Origin of the sequence: Paraburkholderia solisilvae (genome assembly GCF_902859875.1) — a bacterium.
Taxonomy (GTDB): Bacteria; Pseudomonadota; Gammaproteobacteria; order Burkholderiales; family Burkholderiaceae; genus Paraburkholderia; species Paraburkholderia solisilvae.
The window spans coordinates 182,160-202,104 of record NZ_CADIKF010000002.1 but is presented as its reverse complement, the minus strand read 5'-3'; the positions used below and the strand labels follow the sequence as shown (position 1 = coordinate 202,104).

General features: G+C 63.3%; 15 protein-coding genes. 7 read left to right on the top strand and 8 right to left on the bottom strand.

Annotation, left to right across the window (positions count from 1 at the left end; genetic code table 11):
- The first annotated feature begins 15 nt into the window (after positions 1–15).
- The 3 genes from arcA to arcC all read left to right on the top strand — a co-directional run bounded on the left by arcA (position 16) and on the right by arcC (position 3,374).
- Positions 16–1,269, top strand: coding sequence for an arginine deiminase (gene arcA / locus HV675_RS02345; protein ID WP_175109138.1), 1,254 nt, complete (start codon positions 16–18; stop codon positions 1,267–1,269).
- 57 nt (positions 1,270–1,326) lie between these two features.
- Positions 1,327–2,337, top strand: coding sequence for an ornithine carbamoyltransferase (locus HV675_RS02340; RefSeq protein WP_175109137.1), 1,011 nt, complete (start codon positions 1,327–1,329; stop codon positions 2,335–2,337).
- A gap of 95 nt (positions 2,338–2,432) precedes the next feature.
- A complete protein-coding gene (gene arcC / locus HV675_RS02335) occupies positions 2,433–3,374 on the top strand; it encodes a carbamate kinase (RefSeq protein ID WP_217478011.1) in 942 nt (313 codons plus the stop codon).
- Between the two features lie 52 nt (positions 3,375–3,426).
- Here the strand turns inward: arcC and HV675_RS02330 are convergent, their stop codons facing one another.
- Together HV675_RS02330 and HV675_RS02325 are read right to left on the bottom strand one after the other, a co-directional pair.
- Positions 3,427–4,380 carry a DUF2950 domain-containing protein gene (locus HV675_RS02330; protein WP_175109135.1) on the bottom strand — a complete coding sequence of 318 codons (954 nt, stop codon included), beginning with the start codon at positions 4,378–4,380 and terminating at the stop codon, positions 3,427–3,429.
- Between the two features lie 11 nt (positions 4,381–4,391).
- Complete coding sequence (locus HV675_RS02325) at positions 4,392–5,828, bottom strand: DUF3300 domain-containing protein (protein WP_175109134.1); 1,437 nt, start codon at positions 5,826–5,828, stop codon at positions 4,392–4,394.
- 339 nt (positions 5,829–6,167) lie between these two features.
- On the opposite strand from HV675_RS02325, the gene HV675_RS02320 reads away from it, so the two are divergent.
- Together HV675_RS02320 and HV675_RS02315 are read left to right on the top strand one after the other, a co-directional pair.
- Positions 6,168–7,256 carry a BamA/TamA family outer membrane protein gene (locus tag HV675_RS02320; protein ID WP_217478002.1) on the top strand — a complete coding sequence of 363 codons (1,089 nt, stop codon included), beginning with the start codon at positions 6,168–6,170 and terminating at the stop codon, positions 7,254–7,256.
- A gap of 72 nt (positions 7,257–7,328) precedes the next feature.
- Complete coding sequence (locus HV675_RS02315; RefSeq protein ID WP_175109132.1) at positions 7,329–7,586, top strand: RNA-binding protein; 258 nt, start codon at positions 7,329–7,331, stop codon at positions 7,584–7,586.
- A gap of 68 nt (positions 7,587–7,654) precedes the next feature.
- On the opposite strand, the gene HV675_RS02310 is transcribed toward HV675_RS02315, so the two are convergent.
- On the bottom strand, positions 7,655–8,053 hold the full coding sequence (locus HV675_RS02310) for a hypothetical protein (protein WP_246270061.1): 399 nt from the start codon (positions 8,051–8,053) through the stop codon (positions 7,655–7,657).
- Positions 8,054–8,077: 24 nt separating this feature from the next.
- A complete protein-coding gene (locus tag HV675_RS02305; RefSeq protein WP_175109131.1) occupies positions 8,078–8,554 on the bottom strand; it encodes a YMGG-like glycine zipper-containing protein in 477 nt (158 codons plus the stop codon).
- A 451-nt stretch (positions 8,555–9,005) separates the two neighbouring features.
- Between HV675_RS02305 and HV675_RS02300 the strand changes: the two genes are divergently transcribed.
- Complete coding sequence (locus HV675_RS02300; RefSeq protein ID WP_175109130.1) at positions 9,006–9,227, top strand: DUF2964 family protein; 222 nt, start codon at positions 9,006–9,008, stop codon at positions 9,225–9,227.
- An 86-nt stretch (positions 9,228–9,313) separates the two neighbouring features.
- Here HV675_RS02300 and HV675_RS02295 read toward each other — a convergent pair whose 3' ends face one another.
- The 3 genes from HV675_RS02295 to HV675_RS02285 all read right to left on the bottom strand — a co-directional run bounded on the left by HV675_RS02295 (position 9,314) and on the right by HV675_RS02285 (position 16,273).
- The gene (locus HV675_RS02295) at positions 9,314–9,541 is read right to left on the bottom strand and encodes a hypothetical protein (protein WP_175109129.1); all 228 of its coding nucleotides are present in this window, start codon (positions 9,539–9,541) and stop codon (positions 9,314–9,316) included.
- Positions 9,542–9,721: 180 nt separating this feature from the next.
- The gene (locus HV675_RS02290; RefSeq protein ID WP_175109128.1) at positions 9,722–15,298 is read right to left on the bottom strand and encodes an AAA family ATPase; all 5,577 of its coding nucleotides are present in this window, start codon (positions 15,296–15,298) and stop codon (positions 9,722–9,724) included.
- 75 nt (positions 15,299–15,373) lie between these two features.
- Positions 15,374–16,273, bottom strand: coding sequence for a LysR family transcriptional regulator (locus HV675_RS02285; RefSeq protein WP_246270060.1), 900 nt, complete (start codon positions 16,271–16,273; stop codon positions 15,374–15,376).
- 119 nt (positions 16,274–16,392) lie between these two features.
- Here HV675_RS02285 and HV675_RS02280 point away from each other — a divergent pair, with 119 nt between their 5' ends.
- A complete protein-coding gene (locus HV675_RS02280; protein WP_281364005.1) occupies positions 16,393–17,274 on the top strand; it encodes an aldo/keto reductase family oxidoreductase in 882 nt (293 codons plus the stop codon).
- A 119-nt stretch (positions 17,275–17,393) separates the two neighbouring features.
- On the opposite strand, the gene HV675_RS02275 is transcribed toward HV675_RS02280, so the two are convergent.
- Positions 17,394–19,676: a TonB-dependent receptor gene (locus HV675_RS02275; RefSeq protein WP_246270059.1), complete on the bottom strand. Its 2,283-nt coding sequence runs from the start codon at positions 19,674–19,676 to the stop codon at positions 17,394–17,396.
- Positions 19,677–19,945 lie beyond the last annotated feature (269 nt).

Below are 19,945 nucleotides of genomic sequence, written 5' to 3'. Positions count from 1 at the left end.
GAATGGGAGAACACGATGAGTACCGAGGCCCGCAAACTCGGAGCCTATTCCGAGGTCGGCAAGCTACGCAAGGTGATGGTCTCGTCACCCGGGCTTGCCCATCAGCGCCTGACGCCAGGCAACTGCGACGAGCTGCTGTTCGACGACGTCATCTGGGTCAGCCAGGCCAAGCGCGATCATTTCGACTTCGTCAACAAGATGCGCGAACGCGGCGTCGAAGTGCTCGACGTGCACAACCTGCTGACGCAAACACTCGACAATCCGGAAGCCCGCAAGTGGATACTCGACCGTCGAATCAACGACGATAGCGTCGGCGTCGGCCTGAGTAATGAGGTGCGCGGCTGGATGAACGAACTCGAGTCGCGCAGACTCGCGGAGTTCCTGATCGGCGGCGTATCGATCGACGACATTCCCGCTAGCGACGCACCCGTGCTCAAGCTCTTTCGCGAATACGTCGGTTATTCGAGCTTCCTGCTGGCGCCGCTGCCGAATATGGTGTTTACCCGCGATACGACTTGCTGGATCTATGGCGGCGTCACGCTCAATCCGATGTACTGGCCGGCCCGGCGGAAAGAGACGCTGCTTGCCGCCGCGATCTACCGATTCCACCCGAACTTCGTCAACGAAGACTTCGAGATCTGGTACGGCGACCCCGATCAGGATCATGGTGCGTCGACGCTGGAAGGCGGCGACGTGATGCCGATCGGCAAAGGCATCGTGCTGATCGGCATGGGCGAGCGTACGTCGCGGCAGGCGATCGGCCAGGTAGCCCGCGCGCTGTTCGCCAAAGGCGCCGCCCAGCAGGTTCTGGTGGCGGGGCTGCCGAAGTCCCGGGCCGCGATGCATCTCGATACGGTCTTCAGCTTCTGCGATCGCGACCTCGTCACGATCTTCCCGGAGGTGGTCAACCGGATCGTCACCTTCTCGCTCAGGCCCGATGAGAAAAGCCAGTATGGCATGAGCATCCAGCGCGAAGACAAGCCGTTCGTGCAGGCGGTCGGCGATGCACTCGGCCTGAAGGAGCTGCGCGTGGTCGAAACAGGCGGCAACACGTTCGCCGCGGAACGCGAACAGTGGGACGACGGCAACAATATGGTCTGCGTCGAACCCGGCGTGGTGATCGGCTACGACCGCAATACGTTTACCAACACGCTGCTACGCAAGGCCGGCATCGAAGTGATCACGATCACGGCCAGCGAACTGGGCCGCGGACGCGGCGGCGGCCATTGCATGACGTGTCCGGTTCAGCGCGACGCAGTCGACTACTGATGGATGTGCGCCGTGCGGGAACGGTTCCCGCGCGGCAGTTCGCGAACGGAGAATCTCATGGCCTTCAATCTGCGAAATCGTAGCCTTCTCAGTCTGATGCATCACAGCACGCGCGATCTGCGTTATCTGCTCGATCTGTCGCGCGACCTCAAGCGCGCGAAGTACGCGGGCACGGAACAGCAGCACCTGTGCCGCAAGGAGATCGCGCTGATCTTCGAAAAGACTTCCACGCGTACGCGATGCGCATTCGAAGTCGCGGCTCACGACCAGGGCGCGAACGTCACCTATATCGACCCGACGTCATCGCAAATCGGCCACAAGGAAAGTATGAAGGACACCGCCCGCGTGCTTGGCCGCATGTATGACGCGATCGAGTATCGCGGCTTTAGCCAGGAGATTGTCGAGGAACTCGCGCGCTATGCGGGGGTGCCCGTGTTCAATGGGCTGACCGACGAGTATCACCCGACGCAAATGCTGGCTGACGTGCTGACGATGCGTGAGTATGCCGACAAGCCGCTGCAGGAAATCAGCTATGCGTATCTCGGGGATGCCTGCAACAACATGGGCAACTCGTTGCTGCTGATCGGCGCAAAGCTCGGCATGGACGTTCGCATCGGCGCGCCGAAGTCGCGCTGGCCAAGCAGCGAACATATCGCGGCCTGCGAGCAGTTCGCGAAGGAAAGCGGCGCGCGGATCAAGCTGACCGAAGACCCGAAAGTCGCAGTCAAGGGGGTGGACTTCGTTCACACCGACGTCTGGGTATCGATGGGCGAACCCGTCGAGGCGTGGGACGAACGCATCAAGGAATTGCTGCCGTACCAGGTGAACCGCGCACTGATCGAAGCGACCGGCAATCCACGCACGAAGTTCATGCACTGCCTGCCCGCCTTCCACAATTGCGAGACCAAGGTCGGCAAGCAGATCGCCGAACGTTATCCGCATCTGGCGAACGGCATCGAAGTAACGGAAGACGTGTTCGAGTCTGACTACAACATCGCGTTCGAGCAGGCGGAAAACCGCATGCATACGATCAAGGCGATTCTCGTGTCGACGTTGGCCGACCTTTGATCGCATACCGCATCCGGCCTTGGGCAGACACCAGTCGATGCAGCCGCGCGGTGCTTTAACGCGCGCGCGGCCGCGCGAATCTTTGGGAGGATTCTATCGTGCGCCTCGTGATCGCTTTAGGCGGCAATGCGCTTTTACAGCGCGGCCAGCCGATGACGGATAGCCAGCAACGCGAAAACGTGAAAATCGCCGCCGCGCAGATTGCGAAGGTCGCGCCCGGCAACGAACTGGTCATTGCTCACGGCAATGGTCCGCAAGTCGGTCTGCTGGCGCTGCAAAGCGCGGCATACAAGGAAGTCGCGCCCTATCCGCTCGACGTGCTCGGCGCACAGACCGAGGGCATGATCGGCTATCTGATCGAGCAGGAGCTGGGCAACCTGCTGCCGTTCGAGGTGCCGTTCGCGACGATCCTGACGCAGGTCGAGGTCGATCCCGCGGACCCCGCGTTCAAGCATCCGACCAAGCCGATCGGACCGGTCTATACGAAAGAGGAAGCGCAGCGCCTCGCCGCGGAAAAGGGCTGGAGCATTGCGCCGGACGGTGACAGGTTCCGTCGCGTGGTAGCCAGCCCGCGGCCGCAGCGGATCTTCGAAATCCGGCCTGTCAAATGGCTGCTCGAGAAGGGAACGATTGTGATCTGCGCGGGCGGCGGCGGCATTCCAACGTGCTATGTGGAGAACCGCCAGTTGCGCGGTGTGGAGGCGGTGATCGACAAGGATCTATGCTCCGCGCTGCTCGCGGAGGAACTCGGCGCCGATCTGCTCGTGATCGCCACCGACGTCAACGCGGCTTATGTCGACTGGGGCAAGCCGACGCAGAAGGCGATTTCGCGCGCGCATCCGGACGAACTCGAGAAGCTGGGCTTTGCGTCGGGATCCATGGGGCCGAAGGTGCAGGCGGCGATCGAATTCGTGCGCAAAACCGGAAAGGATGCGGTGATCGGCGCGCTGCCGGATATCGTGGCGATTGTCGATCGCGCCGCCGGCACGCGGATCAGCACGCGTGAACACAGGATGCAATTTTATCCGCCGGCGTAGTACGAGTGGCCGGTTCGGTCCGCCGCCGGCGCCGGCAGCGGCGGGCACACCCTCACTGCGCGCCTGTCGTATCAATCGCGCCTTTCGCATCAAGCGTGACTTTCGACCATCCCGGTCCGGGATCGAACGACTTCATCGCGCTCGCAACGGCCGCGCCATCCGGGCCCAGGTCCCGCTCATAGACCTGCCCGGCATGGCTCACCATAAATGTCTTGATGCCGGTGTCGTCGTATCGCACGGGCCACGCGACGACCGCGAAGCCGCCGAACAGACGGCCGTGCGTCATGTAGTCGTAGGCGCCGCCCGGCGCGTGCGAGCCCTGCGACGTAAGCAGTTTGTAGTGGTAGCCGTGATAACCGACGTCTGTGGCGTTGTGTGAACCGGCCTTGATAAACGCGGGGCCGAGCGGACTCGGCGGTTCGTCCGGCTGTGTCGGCCAGTAGAGGCCGTCCTGTTTGCCAGGCGAGCTCGATAGCTTCGATGCGTAGGCGAGCAAACCGTCGCCGTTGTGATCGGTCGACGCATACTCGCGCTGTGCATCGTAGACCGCGAGCATCGCCTGGATCACCGCAAGCTCGTTGCGCCCGATGCGACGCAACCGCATTTCCTCAGCGCCCGCGCGTGTATCGAAGTGCCAACCTTGCGCGGTTTTCACAAGCGGAATCGGCAACGTCCAACCGTCGCCGCCGACCGCAATCCGGGCATGCGTCGCATCGACTGTCTGAACCGTATGCGATATGCCCCATTCGTCGATGAAGCGACTGCGCACGTCGGCGCCGACTGGCGGAATCAGTTGGCGGAAGTCGTGCCCGAGGAGCGATTGCAGCGCGGTCTCCTGGTTGTTGATGACGGCCTCGCCGAATGCGTCCATCGCCAATTCCGGCGTACTGAAGTTCCTTTCCGCGTGCGCGGCGGGCATGGTTGCCGCGCCGAACAGGCATACGACAGCGGCAACGCGAAGCGCGCGGGCGAACAAGGCAGACGGAATCCGTGACCAGAGCTTCATGCTGTTATCTCCTATCGCCTGCCGCCTCGCATGCCACCACCGCCGCCACGCATACCGCCGCCGCCGCTTGGCCGGTTGAAGCCCGAGCCCTGCATGCTGGAGCGTCCACGATCGGCGCTGCGTTGTGCGGAATTGCCACCGCCTACGCCTTGAAATGCGTTGTCGCGTCCGCCGCCGCCACCGCCAAAACCGCCGCCGACCTGGTCGCTCGCGCGGCTGAAGTTGCCGGTGCCCGCGCCGCCGCGATTCGATGCGCCGCCGCGATCGCCGACGTTGGAACGATCCGCCGTCGTTGCGCGGTTGCCCGCGCCGGCCCGGTCAGCCGTGGTTGCGCGATTACCCGCACCGGCGCGGTCAGCGGTGGTCGCGCGATTGCCTGCACCTGCCCGGTCGGCGGCCGCGGCGCGGTTGCCTGTACCCGCGCGATCGGCCACGCCGGCCCGCTGATTCGTGCCGCTATTGCGCCCGCGAAAATCGGAGCGGCCCTCCGCGCCGGGGACATTGCCCGCATACTTGTTGCGCGTCGCGTTGTCGCGATACGCGACACCCTGACGGTGACTCGCATCATGCTGCCAGCGGTTGCCGTTGCCTTGCACTTTTGTGCGATCGAAGTTGCGATCGATATTCGCCGCTTTATTCACGTTGATATTGACGTCCCCGCCGCCCCAGTTGCAGTTGCTGAAAATCGCGCCTGCCGCGGCCAGTCCGATGCCCCATGCGAAACCGGTCGCGAGCGCCGCGCCCGGATAGTACGCGGGTGGAGGCGGCCAATAGTACGGCGGATAAGTCGGATAGCTCCACGCACCGTAGACGACCGTCGGGTTATACGCCGGCACGTAGATCACTTCCGGATTGGCTGGCTCGATGCGCACGATGGTCTGGCCGCCGCTCGCCGCTGGAGGCTCGACGATTACATTTTGCTGTTCTGTCGACTTGAGATTGCCCGACTTCTGCGCGCGCGCACGCAATCGCTGAACTGCCGCGAGCACATCCTTTTCCTGAGCCAGAAACGCATCCCCGAGCTTTTGCGTCCAGTCGAGCTTGTCGTTCATCGGCTCGAGAATCTGCGGGAAGGCAACCAGCGACTTCACGCTGACATCCCACGGCTCATTCTCGACAGCCTTGACAGCGGCATCGCCTTTCACCTTGGGGTTAGCCTTGACCCAGCGCGCCGCGTGCACGATCTCGAGCGGATAAGTCGACGCCATCAACACTTGAGAAAGCACGGAGTCCGGATAAAGCGCAATCGGTGCGACGAGCGCCTCGATCTCTTCTGGCTTGAACGCAGCCGGCTGGCTGGCTTGAGCGGGTTGCCCAGGTTGAGCGAGTTGCGCAGGCTGCGGCTGGGCGGGTTCGGTTTGGGCATGCGCAATACCCGCAGCTGACGTCAGCAGGACGAGCAGCCACGTGCGCACGGCTTCGGCCCTTCGTTCATTACGCGAGGACATAGCCGCTCCTTGGTGGGGCGTCAACTCAATATGATGTTAGGACATTCACCGCGCTTTTGTGATGCGATTACGCATGCAAACGCAAAATTAAGAAATCCCGGTTAAAACATTGATGTGAATTGCTAAAGATAACGTTAAGAAAATCTTTATCGCATAGTGCTCGAAACGAGCACCGGGAAACCCACCAAGCCGCTTTTCCAGAATCGCTTCGTGGTGTATCAATCCGATAGCTGGCTTTAACTCTACAAAGGAATTGCGATGCCAGGAGGCAGCTCGCGAGGCCGTTCCCGTCAGCCATGTCTCCAGCGGCGTGCAGCAATCGTGTTGCTTGCCGCTTCGATGTCCCCTTTGACCGTCGCCATCGCCGGCGACAACCTGCCTGAGGCCGCGAATGTCAGCACCGGGTGGGACATGAGCAACTTTCTGTTGCGTGGCAACGGCGTATTGCCGGTGCCGATCTTCATCACGGAGCCGGCGATCGGCTACGGGCTCGGCGTCGCCTTGCTGCATTTCAGCCTGCCTGACAACGCTGACGAAAATCAACCGGCATCGGCCGGCGACAAGACAAGCCGCCCGAACATCACGGGCATCGCCGGCTTTGCAACGGGAACGCATAGCTGGGGCGCTGCGGCACTCCATACGCATTCGTGGGATGACGACCGCATCCGCTATACGGGCGTGATCGGCAAGATCAATCTGCATCTGACTTACTACGGCTTTCAGCAACAGGCGCGCTCGTACCAGCTGGATGGCTTCGCGATGTTCCATGAGCTGCTGTTTCGCATCGGCGATTCGAGGTGGTACGTCGGTCCGCGTTACACGTTCTTTGATTCGCATACGCGATTCGACTTCGGCGTACCGACCGATCACGGGAATTTCGTCGCCGAACAGCGCGTGGCCAAAGGCGGCCTCGTCACCAGTTACGATTCGCGCGATAACAATTTCTATCCTTCTTCGGGCACGTATGCGCAATTCGTCGCCGAGTTCGCACGCGGCGGCTTGGGCAGTACGTCGGACTTCGAGGTGCAGTCGGCCAAGGCCTTTCACTGGATGCCGATCGGCGAGCGATGGGTGCTGGGTCTGCGCGTCGACAGCGGCTTTTCGCAAGGCGATATTCCGTTCTTCGCGCAGCCGTTCGTGATCCTGCGCGGCGTGCCCGCCGCGAAGTATCAGGACCGCAACCAGCTGACCACCGAGGCCGAGTTGCGCTGGAACGCGACGCCGGACTGGTCGGTCCTCGGGTTCGCAGGTGTCGGCCGCGCGTACGGCAATCTTCACTCGTTTTCGGATGCACCGGTCGCATACGGCTTCGGTGCGGGTTTTCGCTATCTGCTCGTGCGCAAGATCGGTCTGACAATGGGTATCGATGTCGCGCGCGGGCCGGGCCAGAACGCGTTCTATATCCAGATCGGCAGTCCATGGCGATAAAACCGCGACCTACAATGAAACGAGGCACGACGTCAGTCAGGTCAATGGATGGTCGACGGGAAGGAGGTCACGATGGCCGAGCTCTGGGTAGGCAATATCGAAAGCGCAACGACCGACGAAGAAATCAGGCAATTTCTGTGCGGATACGGGTTTCCACCATTCGATTCGATCCAGCGCGTCGACGGAACGGGCGCGCGCCCCGCGGTGCTGCTCGGATTCGACGATGTGGGTGCGCATGCGCTGCGCAACCTGCAGCCGCGCGTGCACAACCTGTTCTGGAAGAACCGCACGTTGATGGTTCAGGTGATGCCCGAGCGCGAGGAGTCCTGACGCGGGCAGGAAAGCTAACGTCGCATTGCGCTCAAGACTGCGATGCCCATAGCGCAGCGGTTCGTTCGCTAGCGCGGAATGCACGCGCCGAACATCACGTACGCGTTGTCCCGGTTCACGATGGTCGAGGTCATTTCACCATTGGTCGAATCGATCACCAGCGTCCATGCGAAGCCAAGTTCCGTGCCCTGCATCAGCACCTGGCCCGGGCTTTTGTCGATGGATTGAATCGGTGTCGAGCGCGACGTGCCTTCGATCGTCTTCTTCGCGAAGTCGATTTTCATAAATTGGGGCAACCCGAGATCGCCCGGCAGCGCGCGCTCGCAGATCGTGCCGGGGTCGCACGAATGCGCATCGACTGTCGCGCAGATAAGCGGCGTTTTACCGTCGAAATCCGCGGCAACACACCACGCCGACGCAAGCGCGCAGACCGCCGCGCATGAGATACCTGTTAGTGTTCTCTTCACGGCCGTCTTCTCCCACAGCGGAAGCTACTGGATGGTGTAGCCTCGCCCGCTCATGCACGCCGATATCGCGCGGTTATAGGTCGCCATTTGCTGCGAGGTATCTTGCGCGACGTACTGTTGCTGCTGCTGTGCAGCGGCCGCGTTACGGCGTTGGCGTATGCCGCCGCCCACTGTTCCGGTCACGGCGCCGATGGCCGCGCCTTTACCCGCGTCGCCGGCTATCGCACCGATCGCCGCACCCATTGCTGCGCCGCCCGCCGCGCCGCGCACACGTTCGCCTTGCGGCCCCGGTGGCGGCGGCTGATTGCCGGCGCGTTGCGCCAGCGCGGCCGGATTCACCCCGGTGGTTTGCTGTGCCCACGCCTGACATTGACCCATATCGCTCGCCTGCTGCTGCGAGCTCTGGCCTTTTGCCGGATAGATGATCGGCTGCTGCGCATGCGCATAGCCGATCGACAGCATGATCGCCAGTGCCGGCACGGTTCGCATCGTTCGATTCATGGATCAAGTACCTTAAGACAGCCCGCGTCAGTCCATGCGGGCGTGTTCCTGTCGCGCAGACAGGGTTTAACGATCGGCAACGTTGAAATAAGGCGTTCAGATGGACCGGTACTCCGCACTTCCGGGCGTTCGATCGATTTGACGCCATGATCGAGTATCGGCCGTCGACGCGGGAAACGGTATTGGACCTTGATCCAATAGCGGGTGCGATATCGGTGTATTAAGCTTCTTGGTCATTCGCCAATTGTGTGCAATAGCGTTCGGTGTGAATTTCTTGACGAACTTCAATATTGCATCGGAATACTTATCGGTCGCAATACCAGGTTAACGCCCTGCACGATTCGCATCACGGCCACGCCCATTCATCGCAGGCTGCAACGGCATCAATGGGCATGAGCATCCGCTTACTTAAGGATTGCTGTAAACCTGTCACGGAACGTCAGAGGCGACGATGAAGAAATCCGAACGGCGTGTGGCTATCGCACTGGTGGGCGTCGCGATCTGGCTCGGGGGGCTGTATGCGGCGATTCACGGGTTGGTCTTCGACAAGCTCGCGGAGTTTCGCTATGGCGCACTCGCCATCTTTGTGGGTATCGCAATCGCGGTGATCGCGCTGAACCTGATATCGATTCGGAGATCGCCGGAGAAGAAGCAGAAGAGTACGCAGGGATAGACGCTTCTCTTCCAGCACTGCGCGCGGCGCGCTGACCGTGCAACGGCCGCTGCGGATCGAGTCAAAACCATCCGCAACGGGTGCGCTCAGTGCGCGTCTGAAGCCGGCGCGGGTGCGGATTCCTTTTGCCCTTTCATCTGATCTTGCGTGTCGCCGCTTTTTGCCGCGCGGGCCTTTTTCTGCGCGGCCCGCTGCGTATCCTGCATTTGCTTCGTTGCGGCCGCGCCGGTTTGCGCCAATGCATCGTCGAATGATGCAAGGCACAGCGTCACGCAAGCGGCGGCGGCTAAAGCGGCGGCGAAGGAGCGGTTCATGTCGATTCTCCCGGAAGTGGCAGCGCATCGGCGCTGCAATAAGCGGATTCACGCAGCCAGGCATCGCTAAACGAGAAGCTCCGCGCAGCATCGTGCGATTCGCGAAGCCACCCGACAAGCGACCGGAACCGCACCTTGCGATCTACGAATAGTAGCCGGTTCGCGCAGGTGCAATGCGCGTCAGATCGTCGACTCGAGCGGCAGTGTGAACAGAAACACCGCACCGCGCGGCTCATTCGCGCACGCCCACAAACTTCCCCCGTGCGCTTCGACAATCGACCGGCAGATCGCAAGGCCCATCCCCATGCCGCTCTTCTTCGTCGAGTAGAAGGTTTCAAACAGCCGGTCGATGCGCTCCGGGTCCAGCCCCTGTCCCGAATCGCGCACCTCGACCAGCACCGCGTCGTCACCGTCCGCTTGTCGCGTGCGGATCGACAGATGCCGCATGCCGTCAGGCACGCCGCTCATCGACTCGATCGCATTCACAATCAGATTCAGCAACACCTGCTGCAACTGCACGCGATCGCCGTGAATCTGCGGCAACCCGGCCGCAAGCTCGATGCGTGTCAGCACGTCGTGCTTCACGGTTTCGCCGCGCACGAGCTCGAGCACATCGCGAATCGCATCGTTGATGCTCAGACGGTCCTTCACCGGCGGCGCCTTCTTGATCAGCGCGCGAATGCGGCCGATCACGTCGGCCGCGCGATGGCCTTCCTTGACAATGCGCTCAGTCGCCTCGCGCACTTCCTGCAGATCCGGCGGCTGACGGCTGAGCCAGCGCAGCGCGGCCTCCGCATTGGCGACCGTCGCGGCGATCGGCTGGTTCACTTCATGTGCGATCGACGCGGTGAGCTGTCCCATCGTCGCCACACGGTTCACATGCGCAAGATCCGACTGCATCATGCGCAATGCTTCTTCGGCCTGTTTGCTTTCACTCAGGTCGAGCACGAAAGACACGCCCTGGTTGCGCGCTTCGTCGAAGGTCGTCGAGCCGACGAGCACCGGCACACGCGTACCGTCCTTGCGGAAGTACTCCTTCTCGTACGGCTGCACGTTGCCGGTCATCTTCAATTCCGGCGTCCAGCGGCTGTCGTGCCGCACGCGCCATTCGGGCGGCGTCAGGTCGGTCCAGCGCAGACGCCCCGCGGCGAGATCCTCGCGGTCATAGCCGACGATCCGCAAAAACGCATCGTTTGCCGCGTAGATCGGCCCGTCGATATCCCAGAACGAAATGCCGATGATGTTCGCATCGACGATGCGCCGGATCTTCGCTTCGCGCTCCGCGAGATCGCGATACAGACGCGTGTTCTCGATCGCGATTGCCGCCTGCGATGCGACGAGGTGCAGCACCGCGATACGCGTCGGCGTGAACACGCGCGCCGCCAGGTTGTTCTCGAGATACAGCACGCCGACCGTTCTGCTCTGATTGACAAGCGGCACGCAAAGCATCGAGCGTGCACCGCGGTGGCGGATATACGGATCGGACGCGAACGCGGCATGGGTGGGCGCATCGTCGAGTATCAACGCTTCCTGCCTGCGCAGCACCGTCTGGACGATCGCTTCGGGTAGCGCATTCGCGTTCAACGGCTCGTCGCATTGCGTCACCGTGATCGCGTCGCCACCCGTGACGGCTTCCGCGGCAATCCGCGGTTCATCGTCAGCAGAAAGAATCAGCAGGCCTCGCACCGCGCCGGCGTGCTCGAGCGCCGTGCGCATCAGCGTATCGATCAGCCTGTCGAGCACGATCTCGCCCGACACCGCTTGCGATACCCGCAGCACCGTCGCGAGATCCAGATGTTCGACCGGCGCGCGGATGGTGCTGGTCGGGCCCGGCACGGCGGCCTCCGCGTTCAGTTGCGGATAGCGCTGTTCAAGCTGACGCGCCTTGCCGTCCGCGCCCCAGCTCAGATAGCAGCGTCGCGCATTGCGCAGATACGCTTCAGCCATCGTCATCAAGCCGTGCGCGGTGCAAAACCGTGCGGCGCGCTCGTGAGCCAGCGCCTCGTTAGGGAGGAAGCCGCCTGCGCGCGAAAGCCGGATCGCGTCTTCGTAGTGGCGCAGGGCTTCCATATCGCGGCCGTCGACGCGCGCAATCTCCGCGCCCACCAGCGCGACGCGATTCGCAAACGTCGCGGGACAGTGCGCTGCCCACGCGGCCAGCTGGTCGTGATGCGCAGCGAGCGCCTCACGATGCCGCGCGCGCTCGACCGGCGATACGCAATCGCAATGCGCGGCGCGCGCCAGCGCCGCATAGAAATGATATTCGGCGTGCTCGAACTGCGTCGGGGTAGTCCACAGCACCGGCGCGACTTTCGCGACCGCGGCAATCGCGGCCGCGTCGTCGCCCGCATAAACGCACGCCTGCAGCTTGCGAATCCAGTAATAGGACGCGGCGATCGCCAGTTGCGGCGTGTCGTCGAGCCGTTGCTCGAAGCTGCGCTCGTCGAAGCCGGCGGCATCGAAATCGGGCGCTTCCGATGCGGGACCGCGCAACGTGCGCGTCATCAGCAGTTGACCGGTCAGGCAATCGTCGATCAGGCCGAAGCCGACCTTACGCGCGAATTCGAGGCCTTGCACGGCTTCCCGTTCGACGTCGGCCAGCGCATCGCCGGCGGCGAGCCGGTTCGAGATCACATCGACGCAGCAATAACCGGCATACGACAGATCGCCCGCTGCGATCGCCGCTTCGAAGGCGCGCCGCAGGAAGGTGCGCGACATCTGCAACGGCTGCGTCCAATGCGCGACGTGCACCGCGAACACGAGATAGACGCGCGCCCGGAAGCGATCGAGTCCGCGCTTCTCCACCAGGTCGAGCCCGAGGCTGCTATAGCGGAATCCCGCCTCATACTCGCCGAGGTATGACCCGAGCACGCTGCCGAGCCACACATACGCGAGACACGAGCCGTCGCTATTGCCGTGTTCGAGGCTCAGCACCGCCATCTCGCTCACGACCAGCCTGAACAGATTCAGATCGGTGAACAAGGCCGGCGACGTCAGCACGGTAAGCACGTCCATCGTCGCGCGGCGCTCCGGATCGATCATCAGCGGCAGATCGAGCAACGCTTCACTCGAGCCCGCGCGCAGCCGCTGCCACAATTGCCGGTACGCATCGCGCACCACCTCGGCGGCCGGATGCAGCGACCACTGGCCGCCCACCTTGCGAAGATAGTCGAGGCCGACCGCGACCGCGCTATCGCTCTGGTCGAGCGTCGTAAAGAGATTGATGCGCGCGCACGTCACGGCCGACGCGTCGGCCATCGTCTGCGCGCGCGTCGACAGCATGGCGAGGCGCGCATCGGCGGCCCGCATCTCGCCGATCAGATATTCGCATTCGGCGGCGTTGAGTTCGAGATCGAACGTAAGCCGGTAGCACTGCCGCCACTCGTTTTGCGTCAGCAGTGCGCGGCCGGCGCGGCAATAGCGCAGCGCTGCTTCGTAGGCACTCGCGGCTTTTGCGCGTTTGCCCGCCATCAGGTTCAAGCGCGCGATCTGTTCGCGCTCGTCTGGTGTACTGATCAGCGTGGCGCCGAGATCGAACTGGTTCACGATCTCGAAGATATTGTCTTCGAGGTTCCGCTGCGGCGTCGCCGCCACGAGCGCGCGGCCGATCCGCAGATGTGCGCCGGCCCGCGCGCACTCCGGAATCAGCGCATAGGCGGCCTCGCGAATCCGGTCGTGCAGAAACGTGTAAGTGCCGTCCGTACGCAATACCAGCCCGGCGCGCACCGCATGCCACAGCGCCGCGTGGGTCGCCTCTTCGGCCGTTTCATGAATCAGTGCGAGCGTATGAGAGCGCGCAACGTTGCCGAGGCACGCAAGCTGGCCGAGCGCCTGCTGCGTTTCATGAGGCAGGCGGCCGAGCTTGGCCGCCATCAGATCCGCGACGTTGTCGGTGAAGCCCATCATGCGGATGCGCGGTAAATCCCAGGTCCATGCGTGATTCGCGCCGAACACGAGCAACCCCTGCTCGACGAGCGAAAGCAGAAACTGGATCGTGAAGAACGGATTGCCCGCGGTCTTCTCGAACACCAGTTCGGCCAACGGCCGCGCACGCGCGGCATCGATATGCAGCGCATCGGCTAGCAGCCGTCCGACGTCATCGAGCGCGAGCGGCGCGAGCACGATCTCGCCGACGCGACCGCTGGCGCCGCAGAGCCGCCTCAGCGTGCGCGCGAGCGGATGGGCCGGGCCGACCTCGTTGTCGCGGTACGCGCCGACCAGCAACAGGTCGTGCACGTCCGGATGCACGATCAGATGTTCGATCAGATCGAGCGTGGCCGAATCGAGCCATTGAAGATCGTCGAGGAACAGCGTCAGCGGATGCTCGGGGCGCGCGAATACGCCGAGGAAACGTCGGAACACCATCTGGAAGCGCGCCTGCTGATCCTGCAGCGGCACGTCGGGCAGCGCCGGCGGCTCACCGATAATGAGCGCGAGCTCCGGCACGAGATTCACCATCAGCTGGCCGTTCGGGCCCAACGCGTCGTGAAACGCGGTGCGCCATCGGCCGAGTTCCTCATCGCTCTTGCCGAGCACGCCCGAAACGAGGCAGCGGAATGCCTGTGCGACCGTCGCGTACGGCACGTTACGCTTGTACGGGTCGAACTTGCCCCATGCGAAGAGCCCGCGCTGCGGCACCAGCACCTTGTGCAGCTCGTTGACCATCGACGATTTACCGACGCCCGAATAGCCGGACACCAGCACGAGTGCCGGCGACCCGTCGTTGACGACGCGCTCGAACGCGTCGAGCAGGATTGCAATCTCGCGCTCCCGGCCGTACAGCTGTTCGGGGATCAGCAACCGGTCCGGAATATCGTGCTCACCCAGCGCAAACGCATCGATCCGGCGGCGCGCCTGCCACGCGGCAAGCGCGCGGCGCAGGTCGTGCTCGAGGCCGGCCGCCGTCTGGTAACGCTCCTCACCCGTCTTCGCGAGCAGCTTCATCACGATACGCGACACCTGCGACGGCAGGCGCGCAACGCGTTCGTCCGGCGGCACCGGTTTGCGTGCGATATGGCAATGCACCCATTCCATCGGCTCGGACGCGATAAACGGCAACGCGCCCGTCAGCATCTGATAGAAGGTGACACCGAGCGAATACAGGTCGCTGCGCGCATCGATCGAGCGGTTCATGCGGCCGGTCTGCTCGGGCGCCATGTACGCGAGCGTGCCGGCGATGGTTTCGGGCGGCGCGGGAATCTGGCGTTCACGCGGCAGCAAGGTCGCGAGCCCGAACCCGGTGAAGCGCACTGTACCCGCCGCTTCGTCGACGAGGACATGCGCGGGCTTCAGGTCCTTGTGCACGAGGCCGCTTTGATGGAGTTCGCCGACCGCAGAGGCGATGCGAATGCCCCATTCCAGGAAGCGGCCGGTATCGAACGGCGCGCCGAGCAGGCGCTCGAGCGGTTCGCCGCCCGGATCCTCGCAGACCATCACCGTGCGGTCGCCCTGCCGCACGAGCTCGAGCGGACGCACCGCCCACGCGCTGTGCAACTGGTCTTTCAGGCCGTATTCGTGCGAGACGCGATCGAGGCTCGCGGCCGTCGGCGGCTCGCCGGCGGGCCGCACCGTGAGCACGGACGTTTGCGTGCCGTCGGGCTGGGTACGCGTTGTCCTGCAGAAGGAACGGTCACCGTCTTTCGCAAGGACTTCGAAGCTACTGTCCACCACTGCAACGACCCCATAAGTCAGGTTCGACTGCCAGTTTCCGCCATCGAGAGGGTTGCCGCGCCGCGGGAAAAACGTATATGACCGCATTGGCGGGTCAGAGCGCGAGAACCTAGTCTGCCACAGATGACGGTCGAATGAGGTGGGTGCTTCCGCTGAGGTGCTTCAGCGGGTTTCTTCAGTATTCGTCTTCAGAAAATCGACGAATGCGCGCAGCGGCGCGGGCAGATGGCGGCGTCCCGGATAGTAGAGAAACGGCCCGGAAAACGGCTGCCACCAAGACGTGAGGATCGGCTCGAGCGCGCCGCTTTCCAGATGCGGGCGCAGCAATTCTTCATAAAGATGGATCACGCCGACGCCGGCCAGCGCGGTGCTGATCGCGAGTTCCACCGCGATGCCGGGGCGCACGACGAGCGGCCCCGGCGGATCGACGCGCAGCACCTCGCCGTCGCGTTCGAAGTCCCATGTCGGCATCGCGCCGCCGGCGAACTGTCCGCGCAGGCACGCATGCGACAGCAGTTCGCTCGGGTGCGTGGGCCGGCCGTGCGCATTGAGATAGGCGGGTGTGGCGGCCGTGGCGAAGCGCTGCACGCGCGGGCCGATCGGAATCGCGATCATGTCCTGCGCGAGCCGTTCGTCATAGCGAATGCCCGCATCGCAGCCCGCCGCGGTGACATCGACGAAGCCGTCCTCGACCACGACTTCGACGCGAATGCCCGGGTACGCCTTCAGGAACGGCGCGACGATCGTCGGCAGGACGATGCGCGCGACGCCGGCCGGCACGTTCAGCCGCAGCGTGCCGGTCGGCTTGTCGCGAAACAGGTTCAGCACGTCGAGCGCCGCTTCCATCTCGCTGAAGAGCGGCGTCAGCTTTTCGATCAGCCGTTCGCCCGCTTCGGTCGGCGCGACGCTGCGGGTTGTACGGTTCAGCAGCCGCATGCCGAGCTTCGCCTCGAGGCGGCGCACCGCCGTGCTGAGGCTCGACGCGGACACGCCGCTGATGCGCGCGGCATCACGAAACCCACCGGCGCGAGCGACCGACACAAACGCGGCAAGATCATTCATCTCTGCGGTCATTGTTCACCTTTTTGCACAGCCCGTTCGATCTGGACGGGATTATCTAACAACGCGATCCCTTCCATACTGGCGCCCAACATCAGTCATCACCGAAGGAGATCATCAAGATGCCGAAATTCATCCCTACCGACACCTTTCCACTTGCCGGGCGCGCGGTGCGACGCCTCGGCTACGGCGCGATGCAACTGGCTGGACCGGGGGTATTCGGTCCACCGAAAGATCGCGGCGCCGCCATCGACGTGCTGCGTGAAGCGGTGGCCGCCGGCGTCGATCACATCGATACCAGCGACTTCTACGGGCCGCATGTGACCAATCTGCTGATTCGGGAGGCGCTGCATCCTTACCCGGATAACCTCACGATCGTGACCAAGGTCGGGGCCCGCCGCGACGACGCCGGCAAGTGGCTGCCGGCGCTCGAGCCGCAGGAATTGCGGCAGCAGGTTCACGACAACCTGCGCAATCTGCGTCTGGACATGCTCGATGTCGTCAACGTGCGAATCATGGGCGACGGTCATGCGCCGTCGGAAGGCTCGATCGAACGGCAGGTGACGGCGGTCGCCGAACTGCAGCGCGAAGGGCTCGTGCGCCACATCGGGCTGAGCAATGTGACATCAACGCAGGTCGCGCAAGCGCGCGGCATCGCGGAAATTGTCTGCGTGCAGAACCTGTACAACGTCGTGCACCGCGAAGACGATGCGCTCGTCGACGAGCTTGCGGGCAAGGGCATCGCATTCGTGCCGTTCTTTCCGCTGGGCGGATTCACGCCGATCCAGTCGTCGGTGCTGTCCCAAGTGGCGGAGTCGGTCGACGCTACGCCGCGGCAAGTCGCGCTCGCGTGGCTGCTGTATCGGTCGCCGAATATTCTGTTGATTCCGGGCACGTCGTCGGTCGCGCATGTGCGCGAAAACATCGCGGCAGCGAAGCTTGAATTGCCGGATGCAGCGCTGGCGGAGCTCGATGCAATCGGTATGGCGCAGGCGAACGGGTAACGGGCAAAGGGCCGGCGCGGTGCGAACACGCCGGCCGTTTTTCAACGGCTGCCAGTCATCTGTGCAATGGATCGCGCCGGAGCAGGCGCGCGACAAGCACGCGCGCCTGCCATTTCGCATCAGAAGTTCGCGTGGAGGTTCACGAACGCACTCAGCGATTCGCCGACAAATGCGCCGGCTGCATTCGCGGCGACGAAGTAGCGGCGATCGAACAGATTGTCCACGTTCACGTCGATACCCCAGTGCGGCGTTTCATACCCAAACGCCGCATTCGCGATCACATACGACGGAATCGAATTGACGTTCGTGATGTCGCTGTACGTCTTCGCGACATAGTTGACGCCCGCGCCGACGTGGAAGCCCGGCACGCCCGCGATCGAGAAATCGTAAGTCGACCACAGGTTGCCGATATAGGCGGGCGCACCTTGCGGACGATTGCCCACCGACGTAATGCCTTGCGGGTTGTCGGTGATCTGCGGGTCCTGCGCAGTGAAGTTCGCCGTCACGTGCCAGCGGCTCGTCAGCGCCGCATCGACCGACACTTCGGCGCCCTTCGTCTTCTGGCTATCGAACACGACCGACTCGACTCCATTGATGGTCTGCAGCGCCGCCACGTTGTCGCGCTTCACGTCGAACAACGCGGTGTTGAGAATGACGCGGTCGTTGAGCAGCGAGAATTTCACGCCGACCTCATACTGCAGCGCCGACTCCGGTGCACCGATGCCGTTCTGCGTATTCTCCGAGTTGAAGTTCGCAAAGTGGCTCTTCGAAATGCCGAAGTACGGCGACATCCATGGCAGAAGCTTGTACAGCGCGCCGATATTCCAGCTGACCGGCGCGTCGTTGCGCGAGTCGGTTACGCCGGCGAGCAGCGGCTGGCCGTTCGTGCCGAAACGTCCCGGCACCGAAATATTCGGCGTGAGCGACGTATCCCACCAGTCCTGCCGGACACCGGCGCGCAGCTTGAGCCGGTCGGTCACATCGATCTGATCGGTCGCATACACACTGTAGTAGTTCGCGACCAGATGATCGTTGTCGCATGAGTGCTTCGCGTCGCACAGGAACGCCAGCTGATCGGCGCTCGTTTCCGGCGGAACCGGATTGAACGCGTCCGGAATGTTCGGCAGATCGGCGGTCGCCCGGTCGGTATCGATCACCTGATGCTGATACTCGAAGCCCGTCAACAGCGTATGTCCGACACTGCCGGTCGCGAACTTCCATACCGGTTCGAACTGGTAGTCGAAGCTGTTGTCGCTGTCGTCCTGCTGCCGCAGCTGCCGGCCGACCACTTCGCCATTGCTCACCATCGTGCTGGTGCTGTCGCCGTTGGTCAGCGCGTCGAGCGAACGATGCAGGTACGAGAAGCGGTTGTTGATCGTCAGGAAGTCGTTGATCCGCCACTTGTCGGTCAGCTCCGGGCGCACATAGGTTTCCCGCGCAAACGCGAACGGCGTCGAGAACTTCGCGTCGCGCGACACGCTCGACAGCGGCGAGCCATGGAAGTAGAGGATGCCGTACGAGTCCGGCGTCTGGTGTATGTCGCGCAGATCCAGCGAGAACTCGAGCGTGTGGTTGCCCAGTTGCCACTGTAAATCCGGCCTGACCTCATAGTCGCGGCCCGCGAGATCGCGAAAGCCGTCGGTGCGCGAGAACGTCGCGTCGACGCGATAGTTGAGGCCGGCAATGCCGGTCGGCCCGGTGATGTAGTCGGTATTGGTCACCGTCCCGTACGAGCCCGCCTGAATGCTCGTGCCATAGTGGAGATCCGGCGACGGCGTGTAGTGCACGAGATTGAGCGTGCCGCCCGGCGGCCCGCTGCCGAACAGCGCCGAGCCTGGCCCCTCGATCACCTCGACCCGCTCGACGCCATTGAGCGAATGCGTGATGCCGCTCAGTTCATCGCCGTCGGAGAAACCGTCTTCATAGACTTGCGCATTCAGGCCGCGAATCAGAAAGTGGTCGTAGTAGCCCTTCGAATCCTGGCCGCCATAGTTCACACCGCTCGCGTTCTGAATGGCGTCGTGCAGCGTGGTGCCGCCCTGCTCGTTCACGAGCTGGCGTGGAATGACCTGCACGTTGGCCGGCAAATCCTCGAGCTTCGTGCCTGTTTTGCTGGCCGACACGCGTTGCTGCGGGTCGTTGACGCGATCGGTTTCGACGAGCGGCCCGTAGCCGGTCGGCGCGCTACCCTGCACGTGAATCGCAGGCAATGTCGAATCCGGCGCGGCACCGGTTGACGGCGTAGCCGAGGGCGTCGCAGAAGGTTGTTGATCTTGCGATTGCGCCCAGCCGGAAGGCGCGAACGCAATGCCCATGCACAGCGCGGCGAGCCGAACTTCGGCGCCCTTGCGCAAGCGTGCACGCGCGGCGCGCGCCGCCTGTCGTGGCTTTCTGATTTTCATCTATCGATCCCCTTTCAAACACACTTCAGTGATGTGCCGCTTCGCTGCGCGTCGCATGGCCGCCGGCTGTCGGCAACCATGCGATGCGCGCGAAGGGCATGCGGCAGCTACGCGCGGTAAAGCGCGCGGCTAGATAAGGCACGGAAGTGGGGACCTGATCGAATACGGCCGCTGCATTGGCGACCGCTAAAAAAACGGCACACGCGTGCGAACGCGCGCGCGTCGTGGAGTGAACGAAAGCTTGAAGGGGTTTATTCCGGCCCGTTGAA

Bases quoted from the DNA above. Each gene is read 5' to 3' on its own strand.
- arcA (WP_175109138.1), top strand. From the start codon at position 16: ATGAGTACCGAGGCCCGCAAACTCGGAGCCTATTCCGAGGTCGGCAAG.
- HV675_RS02340 (WP_175109137.1), top strand. From the start codon at position 1,327: ATGGCCTTCAATCTGCGAAATCGTAGCCTTCTCAGTCTGATGCATCAC.
- HV675_RS02330 (WP_175109135.1), bottom strand. From the start codon at position 4,380: ATGAAGCTCTGGTCACGGATTCCGTCTGCCTTGTTCGCCCGCGCGCTT.
- HV675_RS02325 (WP_175109134.1), bottom strand. From the start codon at position 5,828: ATGTCCTCGCGTAATGAACGAAGGGCCGAAGCCGTGCGCACGTGGCTG.
- HV675_RS02320 (WP_217478002.1), top strand. From the start codon at position 6,168: ATGTCCCCTTTGACCGTCGCCATCGCCGGCGACAACCTGCCTGAGGCC.
- HV675_RS02315 (WP_175109132.1), top strand. From the start codon at position 7,329: ATGGCCGAGCTCTGGGTAGGCAATATCGAAAGCGCAACGACCGACGAA.
- HV675_RS02305 (WP_175109131.1), bottom strand. From the start codon at position 8,554: ATGAATCGAACGATGCGAACCGTGCCGGCACTGGCGATCATGCTGTCG.
- HV675_RS02300 (WP_175109130.1), top strand. From the start codon at position 9,006: ATGAAGAAATCCGAACGGCGTGTGGCTATCGCACTGGTGGGCGTCGCG.
- HV675_RS02295 (WP_175109129.1), bottom strand. From the start codon at position 9,541: ATGAACCGCTCCTTCGCCGCCGCTTTAGCCGCCGCCGCTTGCGTGACG.
- HV675_RS02290 (WP_175109128.1), bottom strand. From the start codon at position 15,298: ATGCGGTCATATACGTTTTTCCCGCGGCGCGGCAACCCTCTCGATGGC.
- HV675_RS02285 (WP_246270060.1), bottom strand. From the start codon at position 16,273: ATGAATGATCTTGCCGCGTTTGTGTCGGTCGCTCGCGCCGGTGGGTTT.
- HV675_RS02280 (WP_281364005.1), top strand. From the start codon at position 16,393: ATGCCGAAATTCATCCCTACCGACACCTTTCCACTTGCCGGGCGCGCG.
- HV675_RS02275 (WP_246270059.1), bottom strand. From the start codon at position 19,676: ATGAAAATCAGAAAGCCACGACAGGCGGCGCGCGCCGCGCGTGCACGC.